Source organism: Pseudomonas sp. Sample_16, assembly GCF_004307665.1.
In the GTDB taxonomy this organism is placed as follows: Bacteria; Pseudomonadota; Gammaproteobacteria; order Pseudomonadales; family Pseudomonadaceae; genus Aquipseudomonas.
Genome location: NZ_RCOB01000059.1, coordinates 1 through 22,785, shown reverse-complemented (window position 1 = coordinate 22,785; position 22,785 = coordinate 1). Strand labels below are relative to the sequence as shown.

The window sequence follows — 22,785 nt, the reverse complement described above, 5'->3', positions numbered from 1 at the left end:
GCGGCGGAGCTGGATGCCAAGCGGGCGATCAATCAGGGTTCGCGGTTGGCGGCTGGGTTGTAATTTGCAGGTTTAGCCTACCCATGGCCATCGCGAGCCTGCTCGCGATGGCTGCCTTTGAGCGACTAGAATGCTGGCTCTTTACCCAGAACCGGCAGCGATGCATTTCTCCTTTAGCGACTGGCTCCCTGAAGCCTCTCTCCAACGCCTCCACCTCGACTGGCTGACCACAGCCGGCATCGAAGTCGCGATCCTGCGTCTGGACCAGATCGATCCGCTGATCAGTGGCAACAAATGGTTCAAGCTGATCGAACACCTCAACATTGCTGCACAGTCCGGCGCCAAAGGCATCATCAGCCTGGGTGGGGCTCACTCCAATCATTTGCATGCACTGGCGGCGGCCGGCCAACGATTTGGCTTTTGCACCGTAGGCCTGTTGCGTGGGCACCCTCAGGAAACCCCTACGGTGAGGGACTTGCAGGCATTCGGCATGCAATTGCACTGGCTGGGTTATGGCGGTTATCGGGCGCGGCATGCAGCGGATTTCTGGGTGCCATGGAAAGCCCGCTATCCCGACCTGCAACCTGTACCGGAAGGTGGCGGCGGTTTGCCTGGGGCGCGTGGCTGCATGCAGCTCAAGGCTCAGGTCTGCAAGCAATTGAGCGCTCTGGGCTGGAGCGATTACGACGGTTGGTGGCTGGCCTGCGGGACAGGAACGACCTTGGCCGGATTGGTACTGGCCGAAGCGGGGGAGCATCAGGTTTACGGTGCACTGGCGGTGCCTGACGATCATGGTGTGAGGCAGCAGGTTGAAGTGATTCTCGAGGAGGCGGGTTTGACAGAACCGGCTTATGAATTACTCGACGCCAGTCGTGGCGGTTTCGCCAAAGTCGATCCGTCGCTGCTCGAATTCATCACGCAAACAGAGCAGGCCTGCGCAATCCCGTTGGAACCGCTTTACACCGGCAAGGCATTGCTGGTGCTCAGGCAGCAGGTCGAAGCAGGCACATTCAAAAAGGGTGCACGCCTGATCTTCGTTCATACAGGCGGTTTGCAGGGACGCCGTGGATTTCAGTGAGTCAGGACGGTTAAGTCACCACACGCTGGCGAAAATGAGCGATCAGATGTAGGCCGATTCTGTTTGTGCTGTATTTTCAGTTTTATGCTTGAGTGATAAAGACCGTTGATTAATATTGGTCGGGCATGGCCGTTATTTAAAGCGAATAACAGTTTTTGGCAGTTAAAATCTTGTAATCAAAGGAATGAGCATGAACGAAAACATGAATGGAGTCCGTGGTGAAGTAACTGAGTACACGTGGGGAAGATTGTGGTCCGACGGGACTCGGGAGTTTAACAATGGCGCCCTTTTGTATGCGGACGGTTCACTCGAGTTTGATGGCCTGACGTTCTATCCTGATGGGGTTATCATCGATGCGGCGGGGCGGCAGGTCGGCCTGGCCGAGCCCATCGACGAGACGCAAGATCTTGGGCAACCAGCGATTGACGAAGAGCCAGGTTCTGTCGAACAAGAGGAAGTGGAAGATGCCGCGAGTCCAGTGGATGAACTTCAAGCGTTGAATATTGAAGATTCGGATGACGTTGAGAGTTACATGTCTCTCGGTGGCGATGAACGTTAATTGATATTGCAATAGTTCAAGTTAAAAAGAGCCGTAGCACTCTGCTGAGTACTACGGCTTTTCTTTATTGATTTTGCGGCATCTCGCCGTTGGCCAGACGTTTGTTGATATCGGCGATCACTTCCGGCAAGTCGGTGATGGTATCGATCATGTAGTGCGGGCGTGAGCCTTCGAACAATGCATGAATGCGCTTGCGTTCGCTGGCAAGTTTGTCGCTGGCCAGTGCGCGATAACCTTCGTAGTCCAGGCCCAGTGCATTGCCCGAGCAAATCAGTGCCACGGTCCACATGCCGGCGCGACGGCCTTCGAGAATGCCCGGTACGGTGTCGTCGATTTTTACGCAGGCTGCGACATCGTCGATGCCCAGGGCAATCACGTTGGCCAGCGCCTGAGCGGGCCATGGGCGTCCATTCGGTACCTCGTCAGTGGCGACGACATGGTCAGCGACGTAACCGTTGGTGGCGGCCAGTTCGACGACTTTATCCATGACTTGTTTTGGATAGCCGGAGCAGGAGCCGATCTTGATCCCTTGCTGGCGCAGGTTGGCAATGGTGTCCAGAGCGCCGGGAATCAGTGCCGAGTGCTCGGCGATTTTTTCGATCTGCAGCGGCATGAAACGTTGGTAGATGGCGGTCACGTCATCGTCAGTCGGTGTGCGGCCAAATACTTTGCGATATCGCTCGGCGACTTGCGGTTGATCGCAAAGGGTGCGGATGTGATCCCACTTGCCCATGCCCATCGGGCCTCGGGCTTCTTCGATGGAGACCTGGACATCGAACTCGGCGAAGGCTTCGACGAAGATCTGCGTCGGCGCGAATGAACCGAAGTCGACGACAGTGCCGGCCCAGTCGAGGATGGCGGCTTGCAGCGTGGTTGGGTTGGTGTAGTTCATGGCAATTAAATTCCTGAGTTGGCAATACGGTTCAATGCAGGAGTGAGCCTGCTCGCGATGGCGGTGTGTCAGTCGACATCAGTGGTGAATGTCAGGCCGCAATCGCGGGCAAGCCCGCTCCCACAGGGGAATGTGGTGTGACTTAAATCTCCAACACTTCCATCTCACGCAGCACTTCGCCAATCGCGGCCACGGCTTCGCGCATTTCGGCCGGCTGAACATGACCAATACAGCCAACGCGGAAGGTTTCGACCTGAGTCAGTTTGCCCGGGTAGAGGATGTAGCCCTTGGCCTTGACCCGTTCGTAGAATTCCTTGAACTGGTAGCGTGGATCTTTCGGCGCGTGGAAGGTGGCGATGATCGGCGCCTGGATCGCCGCTGGCAGGAAACTGCGCAGCCCCAGCTTGCTCATCTCTTGCATCAATGCCTGGCAGTTGGCGGCGTAGCGCTCGTGTCGGGCCGGCAGGCCGCCTTCTTCGTTGTATTGCAGCAGGGCCTCATGCAAGGCGGCGACTACGTGAGTCGGCGGGGTGAAGCGCCATTGGCCGGTCTTGGTCATGTAGGTGTGCTGGTCATACAGGTCCATCGCCAGCGAATGCGAGGTGCCGGCGGCACTGGCCAGGGATTCTTTGCGAGCGAAGACGAAGCCCATGCCCGGCACGCCTTCCAGGCATTTGCCCGAGGCGGCGATCAGTGCATCGAACGGGATCTGTTGAGCGTCGACCGGCAAGGCGCCGAAGGAACTCATGGCGTCGATGATCAGACGTTTGCCGTGTTGCGCGATGACCTCGGCGATTTCGGGCAGCGGGTTGAGGATGCCGGTGCTGGTTTCGCAGTGGATCAGTGCAACGTGGGTGATACCGGCATCGGCCCGCAGCAGACGGTCGACGTCGGCGGCAGTGGTCGGTTCGTCTTCGGCGGTTTCGAAGGTGCTGAACGAGCGGCCGAGCACTTCGCAAATTTTCGCCAGGCGTTTGCCGTAGGCGCCGTTGATCAGCACCAGAACCTTGCCATCGCGAGGCACCAGGGTGCCGATTGCCGCTTCGACGGCAAAAGTGCCGCTGCCTTGCAGTGGCACGCAGTGGTGAGTGGCGGCGCCGTTGATGATCGCCAGCAGTTGCTCGCAGAGGCTGGCGGTCAATTGGTTGAAGCGGTCATCCCATGAACCCCAGTCAACCATCATTGCCTGGCGGGTGCGGGCCGACGTGGTCAACGGGCCAGGGGTGAGCAGGATAGGGGCGGCAATACTCATTCTCGTGTCCTCGCATTCGATGGGATGAAGCGTTGGTGCCTAAATTGCAATTTGCCGGACTATCAATCAAATTGTTTGTTGTTATGCCAGCCATCAGTGAGGGTTATCCATGAACCTGTTCCAGCTTCGCGCCTTCGATGCCGTGGCCCGAGAGGGCAGCTTTACCAGAGCGGCAGCGCGCCTGTTCATCAGCCAGCCGGCGGTGACCGGCCATATCAAGGCGCTGGAGGAGCATTACCAGATCACGCTGCTGCGCCGTACCGCACGACGGGTGGAGCTGACCGAAGAGGGCACCAAACTGGCGGCGATTACTCGGGCGATGTTTGGTCTGGCGGACGAGGCGCAGGTGATGCTGGAGGCCAACCGGCAGTTGCTGACCGGGCGTCTGGAAGTGGCGGCGGACGGCCCGCACATGGTCATGCCGATGCTTGCCAGCCTGCGTGCGCGTTATCCGGGGATCACCGTGAATTTGCGCCTGGGCAATGCTCAGGAAACGTTGGCGGCGCTATTGTCCGAACATGCCGACGTGGCGGTGCTGACCGAGGTCGAGCCGCGCAAGGGCCTGCATCTGCAAGCCCTGAGCGAATCACGCATCTGTGCATTGGTGCCCGATGGGCACCCGTGGGCGCATCGAACCCAAGGCGTGCCGCTCAAGGAACTGGACCAAGTGATCATGGTGTTGCGTGAGCCGAGTTCGATTACCCGGCGCACGTTCGATGAGGCGTGCGCCCAGGCCAGGATCAACCCAAGAGTGCTGCTGGAGCTGGACAGTCGCGAAGCGGTGACCGAGGCGGTTGCGGCGCAGTTGGGGGTCGGCGTGGTGTCGTCGGTGGAGGTCAGCCATGATCCGCGGGTGGCGGCGGTACCGATCATTGGCGAAGGATTGGTGAACCGGCACATGATGGGGTGCATGGAGCGGCGGCGGGATTTGCGTTTGATTCAGGCGTTTTTCGAGTTGGCGCCTGGGGGGTAGACCGAGGTGCGCCCATCGCTGGCAAGCCAGCTCCCACAGGTTTTGTGTCGTCCACAAGATTAGTGGTCAACACAAATCCCTGTGGGAGCTGGCTTGCCAGCGATGAGGTCGGCCCTGCCTAAACAAGACTCTCGCGCACCATTTCCAGAAAAGTCGCCACCACCCGCCGCGAACTCTGCTCGCGCAAACACACCAACGTTTCGGTCAACCGCCGCTTGCAATCGGTGATCGGCAGTGCGCAAACCCTCGAGTCCGCACCGAACTCGGCCGCCGAAACCACGCCCACACCGATCCCGACCACCACCGCCTCCCGTGCGGCTTCGCGGCCTTCCACCTGAATCGCCGGGCGGATGCGCAACCCTGCGCCGGCCATTTCTTCTTCCAGGGTCTGACGGGTGACCGAGCCGATTTCCCGCAGCACCAACGGCGTGTCGTCAAGGTCCGAGAGGGTGATGGACTCGCGGTCGGCCCATGGATGATGGCGTGATACGAACGCCACCATCGGGTCGTTGCGCAGGGGCAACGAGAGCAGGCGCTCATCGCTGACATCGCGTCCCAGCAATGCCAGATCGGCTTGATAGTTGAAGAGCCGGAAGAGTGATTCATCGGTGTTGCCGGTTTCGATCTTCACGCTGATGCCCGGGTAACGCTCGCAAAACCTGGCGATTTGCGGCAACACATGCACAGGCGCGTCCACCGCCAGAATCAGGCTGCCGGTCTGCAAGGCCTGGGAATCCTGCAACAGCTCCTGGGCCTCGGCTTCGATCACGAACAACTTTTGCGTGACGCCGAGCAAACGCTCGCCCAGATCGGTCAGGCGTACCGAGCGCTTGTTGCGATGGAACAGCAACACGCCGTAGCGTTCTTCGAGCTTGCGCACCTGGTCGGAAATCGCCGGTTGCGTGAGAAATAGCCGCTCGGCGGCTTTGGTAAAGCTTCCGTGCACGGCCACGGCATGGAAGGCTTTGAGTTGGGCGTGGGAAACCGACATGGGAATCTCCATTAACAAGCTGAGCTTATTTTGGAAATACGATAAATCGATTTCATTTATTTATCAGTCATTGTTTTTATGTACCTCAGCCCTGGTGACTGTCAGTCGAACAGCAGTGGGGTGCCATGAGCCTGGTGGATCAACAGGACTCATCTGACCGCAATCGCCTACAGGGACAAGGTGATTTCGCAGTGCTCAACAATAAAAAAGACAGGCGTTTTCATTTAATTCTGCCGGCACACTCAACCCTGAGGTCAGAACCACAATGAACAAGCACATCGGCACCATCAAGCGTTGGCGCGTGCAGATTTTCGCGATCACCTGGCTCGCCTACGCCGCTTTCTACTTCACACGCAAAGCGTTTTCAGTCGCCAAGCTGGGGATCGGCGAAGACCCGACGTTCATGCTCGACAAAATGGCCATGGCCAACCTCGACGCCATCTACCTGACCGCTTACGCCGTTGGCCAATTCACTTGGGGCATCCTCGCAGACCGTTTCGGGCCACGGGTCGTGGTGCTCGGCGGCTTGGTCATCTCCGCCGCGGCGGCGCTGGTGATGGGCAACTTTGCAACACTGCCGATCTTCGCGACCTGCATGCTGATTCAAGGCCTGGCGCAGTCCACCGGTTGGTCGGGACTGTGCAAGAACCTCGGCAGTTTCTTTCCCTCGGAGCAACGTGGGCGTGTGCTGGGCTTATGGAGTTCGTGCTACGCCTTCGGTGGTCTGGTGGCCTCTCCGTTTGCTGGCTGGTGGGCGTACACACTCGTCGGCAGCTGGCATGCGGCGTTCATTTCCAGTGCGGCGGTGGTTGGGCTGGTTGCCGTGCTGTTCTTTATTTTTCAACGCAACAAACCCCAAGACGTCGGCTTGCCGGCAGTTGAACCTGAGCCTGAGCTGACCGCCGAACAGGCCGACGCGCAAAGCAGAATCAGCATGTGGGTGCCGTTGAAGGAAATCCTGCGCAATCGCACGGTGCTGGTGTTGGGGCTGGCGTATTTCATGCTGAAACCGGCGCGCTACGCGATTCTGCTGTGGGGGCCGGTGATTGTTTTCGAGCAGATGCCCTCGGTGGGCAAGGTCGGGGCGGCGATCATTCCCACCGCGTTTGAGTTGGCAGGGTTGCTCGGGCCGATCCTGATTGGCCTGGCCTCGGACAAACTGTTCGGCGCCCGACGCATGCCGGCCTGCGTGATCAGTCTGTTGGCGTTGACCGTATCCCTGGCGTTTTTCATGGGTGCCCTGCACACCGGCAGCGTGGTACTGGTGGTGGCGCTGTTGTTCGTCATGGGCCTGACACTCTACGGGCCGGACTCGATGATAAGTGGCGCTGCCGCCATCGACTTCGGCACTGCAAAGGCAGGCGCGACAGCGGCCGGGTTCGTCAACGGCTGCGGTTCGGTCGGGGCTATTCTCGGTGGTTTGCTGCCGGGCTACTTTGACACCGTTACCGTATTCATCGTCTTTGCCGGCTGTGCGATGTTCTCCGCACTGGTACTGATCCCACACTGGAACAGCCGCCCCAATGGCATGGGTACTCAATTCGCCTGCGTACCCAATCAAGCGATAACCGTCAAACCTCTGGGTACCTGAATCCTTTCCCTCGTCGCCTGCTGCATCTGCGGCAGGCCGGCTTCCGGCGAAGCTTGCAGCCATCGTTGGCAAATCCTGACTTTTCATGGCTTGAGGTCGGTGCGATTGACCAGCCAATCGAGTAACAAGCGGGTATCGCTGCGCGGCTTTTGCTGGCGAACTGCTGGAGTCGAAGGGTGTTGTCTGAAGCTCGCGCAAAAGACTGGGCGGTCGGGGTCGCTGTCGATGAAACTGACCAGCCCGTCGCTACCCGCCAGGGGCATGCCGGTCGGATTGAACCCGGTGTTCGCAGTCGACAGCACGACCGGCAACCAGAGGTCGGCAGGTGCTTCGCAGTCGCTGGTTGTCGCCGGCCACAGACGTACCTGGATTCGCCCTTGATCATCCTCAATAGCCGGCTTGCCCGCCTGACCACACACCCGGGCAGGCTGGAAACCGGTGATGCGCGGCCGGTCTTGTTCAAGCGCCGGCCGGAAGACCGTTGACCAGGGAATGGCGCAAAACTGATTGTGGTAATGCCGGGGCGTGCTTGGGCAAGCCTGCTCCAGAATCGAATCCTGCCGCCCTTGATGCTGTGCCTGAATGACCAGCCATTGATCGTTGAAACCCCGCAACGGATGTTCCGCCACCTGCACGATGCACCCGCTGCGCAATCGGCAGTGGTTGCTCTGCCCATGGACTTTCACCTGCTGACTTCGCAGGCGCTCCAACTGCCGTCGACCCAGTTGCTCGCGATGACGCTGTGGGTGAACAGGGCTGGTCACCGAGCGCGGCGAAGAGTGATTGACGGCGCTATCCCCGATAGCTGCAATAGCGCGATTTCGGGCATCCACCTGGAGCGGCAAAGACAATAAATCGTGGCGCTGAAACAGTTCGCTGATCACCGGTGATTGAGCGATCGTGAGCATGTCGTTTTGAAAGGGCATCAGCAGCGGTTCCTGCGGGAAACTCAAGCTGTCATCGGCAAAAATCAGAACATGGCCGGCCCGGTGATGTTCGAAGTGGTAGTGAATGCCTTCTTCCTCGCACAGCCGTTGCAGCAGCGCGAGATCGCTTTCCTCGTACTGAATGCAAAAAGGTCGCAGGGGATAGTGGCTGTCTTGGAGCTCGAAGCGGAAGCTGCTGTCGGGTAAACCATGTTCTTGCAACAGTCGACCCAGGATCATCGGCACACTGAGGTGCTGGAAAATGCGTCGTGATCTGTGCCGCTCCAGCGCCTGAAGTGCAGGCACCAGTATCAGTTTGTAGCCCACCCGCTGATGGCCGCGATGTTCGTGGCTGGCGCTGTGCAGTACGCCATGAATGTAGTGGCCATGGCCGATAACCAGAAGTGCCGGTTGTTGCAGCAGCCGCTCAAGGGGCAGGCCCGGAGCGAGGCCGATGGCTTCGATATCGAATCGATAGGGTTGATTGAGAGCCTCGCGGCCACTGAACTGCACCACCTGCAAACTCAAGTTGTCGTCGAGCAGTGTCAGGGTGAAGGGACTTTCCTTGTCGTTGTGCATTGATCGCGCTTCTACCGAGGAGTACGGGTGCGAAGGGTACGAAACCATGACCCTTGATAGTCATCGCGAATCGTAGTTTCAGAAATGCCCTACAAAAGCCGGTGAAGATGTCGATCCTGCCGTTGAGAATTTTTGGTCGATTGCCAACTTTAGGCCGTATAAACTTGGCGCCATGCGTCGGCCAATAGATGTCTCGGCGCCATAGACAAGAGAGTGAGTAATGGGCGCACAGTGGAAGGTTAAACACAAAGAAGCGGCAGCTAACGCCAAGGGCAAGATCTTCGGCAAACTGGTGAAAGAAATCACCATTGCTGCACGCAACGGTGCCGATACCGCCACCAACGCACACTTGCGTCTGGTGGTGGAACAGGCCAAGAAAGCATCGATGCCCAAGGAAACACTGGACCGCGCCATCAAGAAAGGTGCGGGCCTGTTGGGCGAAACCGTGCAATACCATCGCGTGACATATGAAGGGTTTGCACCGCATCAGGTGCCGTTGATCGTTGAATGCGTGACCGACAACATCAACCGCACCGTCGCTGAAATCCGCGTCGCATTCCGCAAGGGCCAGTTGGGCGCCTCCGGTTCGGTGGCCTGGGATTTCAACCACGTGGGCATGATCGAAGCCTCGCCGGACACCCCGGATGCCGATCCGGAAATGGCTGCGATCGAAGCCGGTGCCCAGGATTTTGAACCGGGTGAAGAGGGCGCGACCCTGTTCCTGACCGAGCCCACCGACCTGGATGCGGTTCAGAAAGCCTTGCCTGAGCAGGGTTTCACCGTGCTGTCGGCCAAACTGGGCTACCAGCCGAAGAACCCGGTCAGCGGCCTGAGCGACGAGCAGATGGCTGAAGTCGAAGCGTTCCTTGAAGGCCTCGATAACCACGATGACGTGCAGGACATGTTTGTCGGTTTGGCGGGTTAATTTGTTTCGCCAGTGACACCGTCATCGTCGGAACGTCGCCCGGAGCAAGCTCGCTCCCACAGGTTTTGCGCTGTCCCTGTGGAAGCGGGCTTGCCCGCGATTGACCGCATAGCGGTCACCCGCACCTCAATTGCTGCAAAATCTCGTTAAACCCCGGCCGCATCAACACATCCGGCTGACAGCAGCGCTGCTGCAACGCATCAAGCCGCAGTCGATCCGCATCGCTCAATCCCGAGTCGATCCTTTCCAGCAATTCCCCCAGCAGCACCCCGAACGCTCGCACTTCGATCCGCTGCAATGCACGGCTTTCCAGGTTGTCCTGGGTGGCATGGAATGACGCTGCGCCAAAGTCTCCCAGCAGGCAATTCCCGTGTTCGTTCCACAGGATGTTGTGGCCGTAAAGGTCGCCGTGAGTGATGCCACGTCGGTGCAGATGCCCGGCCACTGAAGCGATACCACGCGCGATACGCAGGGCGACAGCGGCGCTGAAGCGGGTGTCATCGGCATAGACGTCACGGCTGCAGGACGCCAGGCTCGGCAGCCCGGCGAGGTTGCGATGGCTCGGGGCGATCAGCTGCATCACCAGCCCGTCGGTTTGTTGCGGGTGATCGACAATCCGGCCTTCTACGCGGATCAGGTTGGGGTGAATGCCAGCGGTGATGCAGGCGTTCATTTCGTGCAGCGGCGAGCCATCGCTGGTCATTTCGCCTTTGTAGAGTTTGACCGCTACCGTTGTGGCGGGCTGGCCGGGTTTCGCCCAGGAAGCGCGATGGATCACGCCGGAAGCGCCTTCGCCCAGTTGTTGTTCCAGTTGCAGTTGCGACCAGGCAATGCTCGGTGTGGCTTCGAGGGCGGTGGCATCGGCTTCGGTTTCCAGCGGGTTGCCGGCGTAGGCCAGCCAGCTCAGGCTCGGCAGGCGCAGCAGCCATTCCGGCAGCGCGGTCAGGCGGTTGGCGGCAATGCGGATCAACTCGAGTCGATGGCAGTTACGCAGACTGTCGGGTAACTGTCGCAAGCGGTTGCCCGCCAGCATGAGTTTTTGCAAGTGCGGACGTTGACCAAGTTCGCTCGGCAGTTCACTGAGGCAATTGTCGGTCAGGATCAGCCAGCGCAACAGCGGCGGCAGCGCCTCTGCCGGGACGTGTTCGATGCGGTTGGCCTTGAAGCCGACCATGGTCAGCGCCGCACATCGGCCCAGGCAAGCCGGCAGTTCGGTAAACCGATTGTCCGAGCAGAACAACACCTGCAAACGGCTCAGGCGATGCAGATCGTCCGGCAGCTGGGTCAAGGCATTGCCGCTGAGGTTGAGCACTTCCAGCGAGTCCGCCAGGTCGAAAATTTCCCGGGGGAACTGTGTCAGGTTCTCGCTGAGGTCGAGGCGAGTGATGCCTGCCAGCGTACCGGCGCGCAGTTGTGCAACGGTGTGCATGAACGGGTTCGCTATTTGATCGAAGGAATGGGCGGCATGATAGCGGGAAGAACGCGTCGGTGGCGCTACCGTCGATGCAAACCCCGCCTCAAACCGGTTCCCGAACCTCTTTGAGCTGCCCCAGCCGGCTGCGCGTGCGAGCCAGATCGATGGCATCGGCGTGCAGGCTTTCGCGCAATGAGCGCTGGCCGAGCAGAATCAAATGTTTGTCCTGATCGTACAAAACGTCCACCAGGTTGATGAAACGCTGCTGGGCGGCAATCGAGCAGTCGGCCAGATTCGGCAATTGATCGATGATCCAGTGATCGAAGCGTCGGCACAGTTCCAGGTAATCCATGACGGCCGTAGGCTGATCGCAAAGATCAGCGAAGTTGAAACCGACGGCGCGTCCCTCGCAGTAACGGGCGGGCAAATGACGAGTGCCGACAGCCAGGGCAATGGACGCTGCGCCCATCGCCGGCAGGTTTGCCGCATGACGCTGCGCCGGTGTCGCGGGCCAGACGTATTGGCCTTGGGTGAACAGTTGCTGTGCGTGGGTTCTGGCATGGCTGCGGTAGTCGTGTGGCCCGCCGACTTCCATCACCAGCATGCGCGCGTTGATCAGGTCGATCACCGGTTTGAAACGCGCGTGGTACAGCGGGTTGGGCAATAGACCTTCCGGCGGGTAGTTGGACGTGACCAGCAGCAGGATCTCGCGGCGAAACAGCGCCTTGAACAGCCGCGTGATCAGCATGGCATCACCGATGTCGTGAACGTGAAACTCGTCGAAACACAGCACGCGGCAGTCGCTCAGCATTTCATCGAGCGTGGTGGCCAGCGCATCCGCTTGCTCACGATGGCCGAACATCCCTTGGTGTAGCCGGGCGAAGAACTCATGGAAGTGCACGCGCTGCTTTTGCGCAAGCGGGATGGCTTGGAAAAAACCGTCGAGCAGCCAGCTCTTGCCGCGGCCCACGGCGCCGTGCAGATACAGCCCGGGAAGGTTTTTTGAACCGCTTTCAAGCATTGAACGGGCGTGCTGCGCCATGCAGTCGATCACCCTTTGCTGGCTGTGACTGAGGGTGTAGCCCTGGGCGCAGGCTTTCTGCTGAAAGTGGTCGCGGATGAGCCGTTCGCTGGCCGAGCCACTGGAAGACGCAGTCGACGCCTTGCCGAAGAGGCGACGCAACGATGGCCAGCGTGATGCGAGTCGCGAACGGTTGGTCGGTCGAGCGGCCACTGTAGATATCACCCCGTAAACTTCTGGCAGGCCCCCGGCCTGCGGCGGCATAGTTTAACCAGTTGGATAATTTTGCTTCCAGTTGTGCCGACGAAAACCCGAGAATCAAACCCCTGCAGGAGCAAGCAGGCTCGCTCCTGCAGGTTTGTGTTATCGGCCTCGGCAATCCCTACCGCTCAATGCTCCGATTCCAGCGGGCATTCCACGCCGGGCGCTGTTCGTTGACCTGGTCCCAATCCACCGCAATCGCGGTTTCCAGGTATTGCTTCATCGCCTCGACCTGCCCACGGGTGCGGTCGGTGGTGGGGGTGTTCGGGTTGGAGGGGATCTGATCCCCGTCTTCGAGCGCAGCAGCCTGGGCTTGTGGCGTGAGCAGGAACGCGGCGAGTTTTTGCGCGAGTTCCGGTTGTGTGTTGTTGGCGATCGCGCATTCGGCGACGTTGAGCACCACCGCGCCTTCTTTCGGCTGCGCGTACTCCACCGGCATACCCTTGAGTTTGAGCGCAGTGACCTGGGTCGGGGTCAGCGGGAACAACGCGGCTTCGTCGGTTTGCAGCATTTCGGAAATTTTCGCCGAACTCGGAATGTACTCCAGCACGTTGCGCCCGACGCTGTTTGGCCAGGCTTTGAAGCCCGGGTCGACGTTGGTTTCAGTACCACCCTGTATCCGGTTGAACATCAGGAAACCATGCAAGCCGAACGTCGACGAGGCCATCGACTGGAACACCAGCTTGTCTTTGAAACGCGGGTCGGCCATGTCCATCCACGAGGTTGGTGCAGCCCAGCCTTTCTCTTTGAACAGACGCGTGTTGTAGGCCAGCCCGGTGACGCCGAGGCTGACGGCTACCGCTTCATCCTTGATCCGTCCCTTGGCCGGAATCTGTTGCAGGGTCGGGCTGTCCTGCAGTTTGTCGCACAGGCCCATGGCGATGGCGCGGTACATGATGCCGTCGTCGAGGAACATCACATGCATCTGCGGGTTGCCTTTGCTGGCCTGGACTTTGGCCAGGATGTCGGCGGAGGTGCCGGGCACGATGACCACTTTGACGTTGTTGGCCTTCTCGAAATCTGGCAGCACTTTGTCGGCATAGAGCCGCTCCATGGTCCCGCCGTTCATGCCCAGGTAAAGCGTCGGTTCGGCGTGAGCCTGGGTGACGCTGAGCAGGGCGCTCATGCAGGACAAACCGAGCAGAGCAGTGCGTTTGACGTTTTTCATTGGCGCGACCTTCCTCTATCAAGCTACGGAAATGGAGTGAAAACGGTTGATGGAAAACGCATCCAGCGACGTCTTTGGCGCGCCGCTACAGATGATCTCGCTGAGTGCCTGGCCCACCGCGGGGCCGATCTGGAAACCGGCGCCGGCAAAGCCAAACGCATGCAACAGGCCCGGCCGGGTACGACTGTGGCCGATCACCGGTTGGCGATCGGGCAGGTAACCTTCGGTGCCACTCCAGGTACGGATCGCCTGGGCCCCTTCAAGGAACGGGTAGAGTTCGACCGCCTGGCGGAGGATTTCCAGCACCGCGCTTTGGCCGGGGCGGGCGCGGGCGTCGTCCAGGGCAAACCCTTGACCACCACCCAGCACGCAATTGCCACGTGCGACCTGGCGGGCATAGATACCGCCCCCCTCGACGCCGGTGCTGGCATCCATCACCAACGGCAAGGGTTCGGTGACCAGCATCGCCGGATACCCGGAGTGCATCGGCACCGGTTCGCCGAATTGTGCAGCCAGGTTGCCGGCCCAGGCACCTGCGCAGTTCAACAACCACGGGGCGCGCCATTCCAGTCCGCTTTGGCTGCGAACACGGAAACGCTGGCCGTCATGTTCAACTGCGCTCACCGCACACTGCTCATGCACCTGCGCACCATGCCGCCGTGCCGCCTGCGCAAACGCGGGGGACACCAGCCGCGGGTTGGCATGTCCGTCATCCGGGCAATACGAAGCGCCTACCGCCACGTCACCAACCCATGGAAAACGGGCGCGCAATTGCGCACGGTCCAGTAGTTGCAGATCAAGGCCGAAACCCTGGCTGCTGGCGGCGTAGTCTTGCAGTGCGCGCAGATCATCCAGGCTGCGTGCCAGTTTCAGATGACCGCTGCGTTGATACTCACCGTCGATGCCGATCAATTGTGGCAACTGCGCCCAGAGGGCATGGGCTCGTTGCGACAATGGCAACTGTGACAGCGGACGGCCCTGGCGTCGCACGCCGCCGTAATTCACTCCGCTGGAATGCGAGCCGCAAAAATCCCGCTCCAGCAGCGCGACCCGCTGACCGCCCTTGCTCAGGAACAGCGCGGCGCAAGACCCGACAATGCCGCCACCGATGATCACCGCGTCGACTTCGATCATGCTTCGATCTCCAGGCCAAACGGCAAAGGCTTGATCGGCGCTTGTGTCCGCAGCCGGCCGATCCCGGACACTGCACGCCCGCTCTCGCAGGCAATGATTTCCGCGGCAGCGGCGCCACACATCCGGCCCTGGCAGCGGCCCATGCCGACCCGGCAGTGCGCCTTGACCCGATTGATTTCCCAATGCCCTTCACGCACGACTTCGCGAATTTCGCCGGCGCGGACTTCTTCGCAGCGGCAAACCATCACGTCATCGGCGGCATCCGCAGCCCAGTGTTCGGGAAAGGCAAAGGCGCGTTCCAGCCCCTGGCGAAAATCGCCGATGCGCGACAACGCCTGTTCCAGATGCGCGGCGCGTTGCGGCTCGATCAGGTAGCCAATGTCTTCGAGCAATGCCAACGCGGCGCGCTCGCCGGCCATTTCTGCAGCGTCGGCGCCCATGATGCCGGCGCCGTCACCGGCCAGGTACACCTGGGCAACGCTGCTGCGTCCGGCACTGTCTCGCGTTGGCAGCCAGGCGCGGTTGAGGGGGTTCCAGGCGAATTCACAGCCGAGCAGGTCAGCCACTTGGGTTTCGCTGCGCAGGCCATGGGCAAAAGCGACAGCGTCACAGTCCAGTCGGTGTTCCGCGTTGGCGCGGGTCCAGCTCAGTGATTGCACACGGTGTCCGCCGTCGATGCGACTCAGTGTGGCGCCCTGATGCACCGCAATCCCATGGGCGGTCAGCCAGCTGCGGTAATAGACACCTTTGGCCAGCGTGGCCGGTTGTGACAGCAAGCCGGGCAGGGCGCGCGCCTGGGCGCTGAAGGGCGAAGTGTCGAGCACCGCGACGACATTCGCGCCGGCCTTGGCGTATTGATAGGCGACGAGGTAAAGCAACGGTCCGCTACCGGCGAATACCACGCGCTCACCGATGGCGCAGCCCTGGAATTTCAAGGCGATTTGCGCAGCGCCGAGGCTGTAGACCCCAGGCAACGTCCAGCCCGGCACCGGCAGAATGCGGTCGGTGGCGCCCGTGGCGACGATCACCCGGGAAAACTCCAGACGCGCGGCGCGGCCGTCGTGCAAGGTATCGAGAGCGCCGTCTTCGGCGTTCCACACCAGTGTCTGCGGACGGTAGTCGAGCTGCTCGCGCAGTGTGTCGATAGTCCGGTGCAAAGCGCCGGCCTTGCGCGCCTCGAAGCCATAAAGCTTGACCGCAGAGCGTTTGAAATTGGCCGGTTGGCGCCGATAAATCTGCCCGCCGCCACGCGCCGCTTCGTCCAGCAGCACTGGGCGCACGCCATGGGCAACCAGGGTTTGTGCTGCACGGATACCCGCAGGACCGGCGCCGATGATGACAACGGGTTTCATAGACAGCGTCCCGGTTCGCGGTTGATCTGTTGTCCGGCTTCCAGCAGGGTCGAGCAGGCGCGTACGCGGCGGCCATCGCCCAGGCGCACCCAGCAGTCCTGGCAGGCGCCCATCAGGCAGAATCCGGCGCGGGGTTCGGCGCTGAAGTCGCTGCCGCGCAAGTGTTCGCCACAGGTCAGCAGCGCCGTCAGCAAGGTGTCGCCGAGCAGGCCGCTGGCCGGTTGGCCGTCGAGGGTAAAGTCCAGGGCCGGGCGGTCGCCTTCGGCCAGTCGTTTCAGCAGAGCCATGGCGTCCTCATTGTTTCCCTACCAGAACCCGATCCAGGCCATAGACCCGATCCAGCAAAATCATGGTCAGTGCCGTCAGCGCGATGACCAGTGCCGATACCGCCGCCATCATCGGATCGATGGATTCGGTGGCGTACACGTACATGCGCACCGGCAAGGTCTGCGTGGCCGGCGAGGTGACGAAGATCGACAGCGTGACCTCGTCAAAACTGTTGATGAATGCCAGCAGCCAGCCGCCGGCCACACCGGGCAGAATCATTGGCAATGTGATCTGCCGGAACAGCGTGAAGCGACCGGCTCCCAACGATTGCGCGGCATATTCGGCACTGCGATCCAGGCCGATGGCCGAAGCCAGGACCAGTCGCAGCACATACGGTGTGATCACCAGCACGTGGGCGAAAATCAGCCAGGCGAAGCTGCCGTTGACCCCCATCAGCGCAAACAGACGCAGCAACGCCACCCCGAGTACCAAGTGCGGAATGATGATCGGCGACAGGAACAACCCGTTGAGAAAATCCCGGCCGGGAAACTCGAAACGGGTGATCGCCAGCGCGGCAGGCACGGCCACCAGCGTCGCCAGCGAGGCGGCGCTGAACGCCAGAATCAGGCTGTTGTAGAACGCATCGACAAAGTCGGCGCGTTCGAACACGGCACGGAACCAGCGCAGGGAAAACTCCGTGGTCGGCAGGCTCAGGGTGTTCTCCGGGGTGAAGGCCACCAGGCACACCACCACCAGCGGCGCCATCATGAACAGCACCACCAGGGAATGAAACAGCAGGGCGAAAGGACCGTTCCTGGACATGACGAATTATCCCAATGACTTCTTGTAGCGGCCTTCGATCATGCGGTTCCACGACAGCATGATCAGCAGGTTGATGAGCAGCAGGGCCACGGCAATTGCCGCGCCCATCGGCCAGTTGAGCTCCGACAGGTACTGGTCGTAGATCAGCGTGGCGACCATCTTCAGACGGCGTCCGCCGAGCAGGCCGGGAATCGCGAAAGAGCTGGCGGCGAGGCCGAATACGATCAGCGTTCCGGACAAAATGCCGGGCATGACCTGCGGCAGCACCACCTGGCGGATCACCGTGAAGTGACTGGCACCCAGTGAAAGCGCAGCCTGCTCAGCGGCGGGATCGAGTTTTTGCAACGAAGTCCAGACCGGAATGATCATGAACGGCAGCATCACGTGGACCAGTGCAATCACCACCGCGAACGGCGTGTAGAGCAGTTTCATCGGCGAGCCGCCGAGCGCTTGCAGGGTCTGGTTGACCAGGCCATCGGCGCCGAGCAACAGGCTCCAGCCGAAGGCGCGTACCACCACCGAAATCAGCAGCGGAGTGAGGATCAGGATCAGGAAAATCGAGCGCCATGGGGTGCCCATGCGGCTGAGGATGTAAGCCTCGGGGACGCCGATCAGCACGCAGAGCAGGGTGGTCAGAGCGCTGATCCACAAGGTCCGCAGGAAGATTTCATAGAAATACGGATCGCCCAGCAGGCTGCTGTAGTGCTCGACGGTGAAGGCGTTGCCGTTGATCCCTTTGCTGTAGTCGAAGACGTTGAACGACAGCACCAGCGTCAATGCCAGCGGGATCAGCAGCAGACCGAGGTACAAGGCCAGGGCCGGTGCCGACAGCAAGTAGCCTTGGCGACCCTGGCGGATGGCGGCGAATGCACTCATGCGCTCACCTCGTCGACAGTCAGTACACGCAGCAGTGCGGCATCCCAATCGAGGCCAACGGCTGTGCCTTCGCTCAGCGGTGCCGAGCCATCGTTGCGGCGTACCACGCAGAGTTCACCGAGGGGCGTCGACACGCTGTAGAGCCATTGGCTGCCGAGAAAAAAACGGCTGGCAATCTTGCCCTGCAAGCGTCCATGACCGGCGTCACGCAGATCGATTTTTTCCGGGCGCAGGCTCAAGGTCAGATCACCGTCACCACGACTGCACACCTGAACCCCACCGCTGCTGTCTCGTTCACCGGGCAGCAGATTGGCCTTGCCGACGAAGCCGGAAATGAACTCGGTGCGCGGGTGTTCGTAGAGGGTGTAGGGCGCATCGATCTGGGTGATCCGGCCAGCCTGCATCACCACTACGCGATCACTGATCGACAGCGCTTCGGATTGGTCATGGGTGACCATCAGCGTGGTGATCCCGACTTCGCGCTGGATGCGGCGGATCTCGAATTGCATCTCTTCGCGCAGGTTGGCGTCGAGGTTGGACAGCGGCTCATCGAGCAGCAACACCGGCGGCTGGATGACCAGTGCCCGCGCCAGGGCGACACGCTGGCGCTGACCACCGGACAATTCCCGAGGGTAGCGCTCGGCGTGCTGATCAAGGCGAACCAGTTTCAGCACGCGTTCCACCCGCTGCCGGATTTCGGCGCTCGGCACCTTGCGCATCCGCAGGCCGAAGGCGACGTTGTCCTTGACGGTCATGTGCGGGAACAGTGCGTAACTCTGGAACACCACGCCCAGGCCACGGCTGGCGGGTTTGGCGTGGGTGATGTCGCGGCCATCGAGCACGATGCGCCCACTGGTGACTTCGACGAAGCCGGCGATCATTTGCAGGGTGGTGGTTTTGCCGCACCCGGAAGGGCCGAGCAGGGACACGAATTCGCCTTTTTCCACCGAGAGGTCGGTGGCGACCACGGCGTCGATGTCACCGTAGCGTTTGCCGAGTTTTTCAAGTTGCACAAAAGCCATGACTGCGCCTCCACCTGGGATTGTTATGCGTCGCCCGAAGGCGCGCTTTTTTGTATGGGCAGATACGAAAGATTGTTGCGGGGTGCGTTGGCGCTCGACTTGAGTCGGCTGCCGCTGTTGTTCGAATCGCCCCTGTCTGGACGCAGATTAGGACGAAGACTAGGATGGGCTCAATGGCCTATTTCACTGAGGCGATAACTATTTTCAGTTTTATTCGATCAGTAAATTAATTGTCGAGAAACTACATGTCAGATTCCATTGACCGGAATGAAAGCAAAAATGAAGTCGGTGTCGGCGCCGTCTCACGGTTGTTTGCGGTGCTGCGTGCGTTGGGTGACACCGTCGAAGGCGGGGAGCGTGTGACGCAATTGGCCCAACACATCGGCTTGTCGCAACCGACTACCCACCGTTTGCTGCGCAGCCTGATGGAAGAGGGCATGGTCGAGCAGGACGCGCGCAGCAAACGTTATCGCCTGAGCCTGGATTTTTTCGCCCTGGCGGCCCGCGCAGGTAACAGTGGCAACCTGCGTGAGCTGGTGCGCCCGTCACTGTTGCGGCTGTCGGCATCGTTGGGCGACTCGTTGTTTTTGCTGGCGCGCAGTGGTTTCGATGCGATTTGTCTGGACCGCAGTGAAGGGCCGTTTCCGATCCGTACGTTCACCGGTGATATCGGCGGGCGCGTGGCGCTGGGCGTGGGTCAGGGCAGCCTGGCGATCCTGGCATTCCTGCCGGAGGAGGAGCGCGACACGGTCATCCACTACAACCTGCCGCGGTTGAAGGATTTCCATTTGTACGACGAAGTGTTCCTGCGCTCGGAAGTCGAGAACGTGCGCAAGCTCGGTTACGCCGGGCGCAACACCGGCGTGTTGCAGGGCATGGCCGGGGTGGCCGTGCCGATTCTCGATCGCGAAGGGCGGGCAGTGGCGGCGTTGAGTGTGGCCACCGTGAGCGATCGATTAGGTCCGGATCGTTTGCCGACGGTGGTCGAAATGCTCAAACGTGAAGCGGCGTTGATCGGTCCGCGAATCAACCCGTTTGATCCACTATTGCGACGGCCATCGCAGGTGTTTGGGCAGGTTTGAATTCTCTACCGTCCCCTGTAGGAGTGAGCCTGCTCGCGATAGCGCTCTGTCAGTCAACATTTCAGTGACTATAAGACCGCTATCGCGAGCAGGCTCACTCCTACAGGGGGGATCAGAACCGGCTGGTTTGCCTGAGCATCTGTGCGGCTGGCGTATCGGTCGGACTGACCATCGCATAGTTGTAGCCACCCCCCGACCAATACTCGGCCTGCAAGCCGCCGTCACTGCGACTGCCTCTGGGCAGCAGGTAGTTTTTCGGTCCCGGCGGGCGCACGTAGAAGCTGATTTTCTGCCCGCCCTGATTCTCATAGACCACCATTGCCGCCGGCCCCTGTTCGGTGCTGAGCAAGCGCCCGCTGGCCGGTTTGAAGCCGGCCCCCGACAGGTCAGGCAAGCGATTGGCCTGGGTGAAGTAGCGGTCAAGCCAGCCCTGCATATCGCCATCGTCGCCGGCCTTGTAGTCGGCTGGCAATATCCCTTGCTGGGCAATCAGGCGATAGGCCTGAAGTGCATCGGTCATCGGTAGTTGTGCGCTGGTGAAAGTCATCTCACGGGCTTGCCAGCCACTGTAACCGCCGACGCTGACGGCGATCAGCAACATGGCGGCGCTGGCCAAGTGGCGCCGCGATTGGCGTTTGCGGCGTAGGCGAATCATGGCGGGATCGAGTTCCGGGTTGGCCGGTTGCTGCAACACGCCACTCAGGGCTGCGCGCAGTTGCTGGGCATCTTGCTGCCAGGCTCGCACTTGGGTGGCAACGTCCGGATGACTGGTGAGAAACGCCTCTACCAGACGTCGGTCGTCGTCGCTGAGTTGATGGTCGACGTAGGCGTGCAAGTCGCGCTCGCTTGGGGGCATGCTGATCATTTGAGTCTCCGCAGGGCGGGGCGGGTGATTTCGCCTTCACTGAGTTGGCGCAGGGCCTGGCGTGCCCGGGACAGGCGGGACATCACGGTGCCGGTGGGTACGTCGAGAATCTCGGCGACCTCTTTGTAACTCAGGCCTTCCACCGATACCCAAAGCAGCAGCGCGCGCTGTTCGGTGGGCAGTCGATCGAAGGCGTCGAGGGTCGATTGGGCGATCACGGTGCGTTCCACCGAAGGCTGCGCATCGTCACGCCCGGTGAAAAATTCGAGCATTCGCGCATAACGCCGGGTACGTCGGTGCGCATCGAGAAACTGTCGATACAGAATCGAAAACAACCAGGCGCGCAAATCGCCGTCGGCACGTTTGTCGCCCCAACTCGACAGCGCACGCTCCAGGCTGGCCTGGACCAGATCGTCGGCGCTGCTGGCGTTGCGCGTCAGCGATACGGCAAATCGGCGCAATCTGGGGATGATTTCTCGCAGTTGTTCGTCGATATCGTTCATGAAGTTCTGGCCAGTCACTACGCTGTGTGTGTCGGGAGACGACCGGGGCTTGAGGTTATTCCACGCCGGAAAAAATAAATACCGCACACTGGAATAAACCGGCGTGCGGTTCGTCTGCCTGATTCTTCTCACTTGTGGCCGATGGCCCTGGAGTCTTTCATGGTAGATCGATCATCACCGCCCAACCGGCCCCCCCTGAGCACGGCAAGCCTGATCTTGCGTCTGTCTGGCATCGCCGTGGTCGTTGCTGTCGTCGCCGGGGCATTTGCCTACGTCAACGGCACCTTTGACCCACAGCGCCTGACGCCGAAAAAGCTGATCAATGTGCTGGAGACCAACAACGGTGTGCACCCGGGATTCCGTCGCAACCATTCCAAAGGCGTGTGCGTGATCGGCCATTTCGAGAGCAGCGGCGAAGCGCGCAGTTACTCCATCGCGCAAGTATTCAACGAGCCGCGGACACCGGTGGTCGGTCGTTTTGCCTTGCCGGCCGGTAATCCCTACGCGCCGGACAGCGCCGTGCCGATCCGTAGCATGGCGTTGCGTTTCAATCAGGCCAACGGCCAACAGTGGCGCACCGGGATGAACAGCATGCCGGTGTTCCCGGTGGCCACGCCCGAAGCCTTCTATCAATTGCAACAGGCCCAGTCACCGCTGCCCGCAACTGGCAAACCGGACCCCGCGGCAGTGCCGGCGTTCTTCGGTTCGCACCCGGAAGCCGCGCCGTTCCTGGCCTGGATCAAGACCGCCAAGCCGTCAGCCAGTTATGTCACTGAAACCTACAACAGCGTCAACGCGTTTTATCTGGTGAACGCTGCCGGACAACGCCAGGCCGTGCGCTGGAGCATGGTGCCGGTAGCGCAGGATGCGCCGGGTGCCACTGCGCCTGAGGGCAGCGATTTTCTCGAGAAAGACCTGGTGCAACGCATCGCCGCCGGCCCCTTGCGTTGGCAATTGAACATCATCCTGGCCAATCCTGGCGACCCTGTGAACGACGCCAGCAAAGCCTGGCCTGAAGGGCGCAAAGTCTTGAACGCGGGCACGCTGGTGCTGGAAAAAACCCAGCCGCAACTCAACGGCGAATGCCGTGACATCAACTACGACCCGCTGGTACTGCCCGCCGGTATCGAAGGTTCCGACGACCCGTTGCTGGCCGCTCGCTCGGCCGGTTATGCCAATTCCTACCTGCGTCGCACCAGCGAAGTCAGCCAGTTGCCCGCCGCCAAACAGGA

General features: G+C 60.7%; 22 protein-coding genes. 7 read left to right on the top strand and 15 right to left on the bottom strand.

From position 1 onward, the window contains the following. Window positions 1-160 precede the first annotated feature (160 nt). Window positions 161-1,078, top strand: coding sequence for a pyridoxal-phosphate dependent enzyme (locus tag D8U69_RS08475; RefSeq protein WP_130907113.1), 918 nt, complete (start codon window positions 161-163; stop codon window positions 1,076-1,078). A 190-nt stretch (window positions 1,079-1,268) separates the two neighbouring features. Further along, the gene (locus D8U69_RS08470) at window positions 1,269-1,637 is read left to right on the top strand and encodes a hypothetical protein (RefSeq protein WP_130904262.1); all 369 of its coding nucleotides are present in this window, start codon (window positions 1,269-1,271) and stop codon (window positions 1,635-1,637) included. A 64-nt stretch (window positions 1,638-1,701) separates the two neighbouring features. Here the strand turns inward: D8U69_RS08470 and phnX are convergent, their stop codons facing one another. Together phnX and D8U69_RS08460 are read right to left on the bottom strand one after the other, a co-directional pair. After that, window positions 1,702-2,529, bottom strand: coding sequence for a phosphonoacetaldehyde hydrolase (phnX, locus tag D8U69_RS08465; protein WP_056854679.1), 828 nt, complete (start codon window positions 2,527-2,529; stop codon window positions 1,702-1,704). Window positions 2,530-2,671: 142 nt separating this feature from the next. Next, on the bottom strand, window positions 2,672-3,781 hold the full coding sequence (locus D8U69_RS08460) for a 2-aminoethylphosphonate--pyruvate transaminase (protein WP_130907112.1): 1,110 nt from the start codon (window positions 3,779-3,781) through the stop codon (window positions 2,672-2,674). Window positions 3,782-3,890: 109 nt separating this feature from the next. Here D8U69_RS08460 and D8U69_RS08455 point away from each other — a divergent pair, with 109 nt between their 5' ends. Beyond that, window positions 3,891-4,754 (top strand): LysR substrate-binding domain-containing protein, encoded by an 864-nt coding sequence (locus D8U69_RS08455; RefSeq protein ID WP_130907111.1) that lies wholly within the window; start codon window positions 3,891-3,893, stop codon window positions 4,752-4,754. A 118-nt stretch (window positions 4,755-4,872) separates the two neighbouring features. Here D8U69_RS08455 and D8U69_RS08450 read toward each other — a convergent pair whose 3' ends face one another. Further along, a complete protein-coding gene (locus tag D8U69_RS08450) occupies window positions 4,873-5,745 on the bottom strand; it encodes a LysR family transcriptional regulator (RefSeq protein ID WP_130907110.1) in 873 nt (290 codons plus the stop codon). Between the two features lie 265 nt (window positions 5,746-6,010). On the opposite strand from D8U69_RS08450, the gene D8U69_RS08445 reads away from it, so the two are divergent. Then, a complete protein-coding gene (locus tag D8U69_RS08445) occupies window positions 6,011-7,336 on the top strand; it encodes an MFS transporter (RefSeq protein WP_130907109.1) in 1,326 nt (441 codons plus the stop codon). Between the two features lie 83 nt (window positions 7,337-7,419). Here D8U69_RS08445 and tssI read toward each other — a convergent pair whose 3' ends face one another. Then, window positions 7,420-8,841, bottom strand: coding sequence for a type VI secretion system tip protein TssI/VgrG (gene tssI / locus D8U69_RS08440; RefSeq protein ID WP_130907108.1), 1,422 nt, complete (start codon window positions 8,839-8,841; stop codon window positions 7,420-7,422). 220 nt (window positions 8,842-9,061) lie between these two features. Here tssI and D8U69_RS08435 point away from each other — a divergent pair, with 220 nt between their 5' ends. After that, a complete protein-coding gene (locus D8U69_RS08435) occupies window positions 9,062-9,766 on the top strand; it encodes a YebC/PmpR family DNA-binding transcriptional regulator (protein ID WP_056854673.1) in 705 nt (234 codons plus the stop codon). A 115-nt stretch (window positions 9,767-9,881) separates the two neighbouring features. On the opposite strand, the gene D8U69_RS08430 is transcribed toward D8U69_RS08435, so the two are convergent. The 9 genes from D8U69_RS08430 to D8U69_RS08390 form a co-directional block, all read right to left on the bottom strand. Next, window positions 9,882-11,195, bottom strand: coding sequence for a leucine-rich repeat-containing protein kinase family protein (locus D8U69_RS08430; RefSeq protein WP_130907107.1), 1,314 nt, complete (start codon window positions 11,193-11,195; stop codon window positions 9,882-9,884). Between the two features lie 88 nt (window positions 11,196-11,283). Continuing rightward, complete coding sequence (zapE, locus tag D8U69_RS08425) at window positions 11,284-12,414, bottom strand: cell division protein ZapE (protein ID WP_130907106.1); 1,131 nt, start codon at window positions 12,412-12,414, stop codon at window positions 11,284-11,286. Between the two features lie 169 nt (window positions 12,415-12,583). Beyond that, window positions 12,584-13,630, bottom strand: a complete 1,047-nt coding sequence (locus tag D8U69_RS08420; protein ID WP_130904266.1) for an ABC transporter substrate-binding protein — start codon at window positions 13,628-13,630, stop codon at window positions 12,584-12,586. A gap of 18 nt (window positions 13,631-13,648) precedes the next feature. Beyond that, a complete protein-coding gene (locus D8U69_RS08415) occupies window positions 13,649-14,764 on the bottom strand; it encodes an FAD-dependent oxidoreductase (RefSeq protein ID WP_130907105.1) in 1,116 nt (371 codons plus the stop codon). Then, the gene (locus D8U69_RS08410; protein ID WP_130907104.1) at window positions 14,761-16,116 is read right to left on the bottom strand and encodes an NAD(P)/FAD-dependent oxidoreductase; all 1,356 of its coding nucleotides are present in this window, start codon (window positions 16,114-16,116) and stop codon (window positions 14,761-14,763) included. Before D8U69_RS08410 ends, D8U69_RS08415 begins: the two co-directional genes overlap by 4 nt. After that, a complete protein-coding gene (locus D8U69_RS08405; protein ID WP_056854668.1) occupies window positions 16,113-16,403 on the bottom strand; it encodes a (2Fe-2S)-binding protein in 291 nt (96 codons plus the stop codon). The genes D8U69_RS08410 and D8U69_RS08405 overlap by 4 nt, the downstream gene beginning before the upstream one ends. Before the next feature lie 7 nt (window positions 16,404-16,410). Further along, entirely contained in the window at window positions 16,411-17,205 is a 795-nt protein-coding gene (locus D8U69_RS08400; RefSeq protein ID WP_056854667.1) for an ABC transporter permease, read from the bottom strand. 6 nt (window positions 17,206-17,211) lie between these two features. Further along, window positions 17,212-18,081 carry an ABC transporter permease gene (locus tag D8U69_RS08395; RefSeq protein ID WP_130907103.1) on the bottom strand — a complete coding sequence of 290 codons (870 nt, stop codon included), beginning with the start codon at window positions 18,079-18,081 and terminating at the stop codon, window positions 17,212-17,214. After that, the gene (locus D8U69_RS08390; protein ID WP_130907102.1) at window positions 18,078-19,103 is read right to left on the bottom strand and encodes an ABC transporter ATP-binding protein; all 1,026 of its coding nucleotides are present in this window, start codon (window positions 19,101-19,103) and stop codon (window positions 18,078-18,080) included. Before D8U69_RS08390 ends, D8U69_RS08395 begins: the two co-directional genes overlap by 4 nt. Before the next feature lie 245 nt (window positions 19,104-19,348). Here D8U69_RS08390 and D8U69_RS08385 point away from each other — a divergent pair, with 245 nt between their 5' ends. Further along, window positions 19,349-20,185 carry an IclR family transcriptional regulator gene (locus tag D8U69_RS08385; RefSeq protein WP_056854664.1) on the top strand — a complete coding sequence of 279 codons (837 nt, stop codon included), beginning with the start codon at window positions 19,349-19,351 and terminating at the stop codon, window positions 20,183-20,185. 112 nt (window positions 20,186-20,297) lie between these two features. On the opposite strand, the gene D8U69_RS08380 is transcribed toward D8U69_RS08385, so the two are convergent. After that, window positions 20,298-21,050, bottom strand: a complete 753-nt coding sequence (locus D8U69_RS08380) for an anti-sigma factor (RefSeq protein WP_130907101.1) — start codon at window positions 21,048-21,050, stop codon at window positions 20,298-20,300. After that, window positions 21,047-21,553: a sigma-70 family RNA polymerase sigma factor gene (locus tag D8U69_RS08375; protein WP_130904273.1), complete on the bottom strand. Its 507-nt coding sequence runs from the start codon at window positions 21,551-21,553 to the stop codon at window positions 21,047-21,049. Before D8U69_RS08375 ends, D8U69_RS08380 begins: the two co-directional genes overlap by 4 nt. Window positions 21,554-21,712: 159 nt before the next feature. Here D8U69_RS08375 and D8U69_RS08370 point away from each other — a divergent pair. Continuing rightward, window positions 21,713-22,785 (top strand): catalase family peroxidase (locus D8U69_RS08370; protein WP_130907100.1); only part of this gene is annotated, 1,073 nt, incomplete at its 3' end.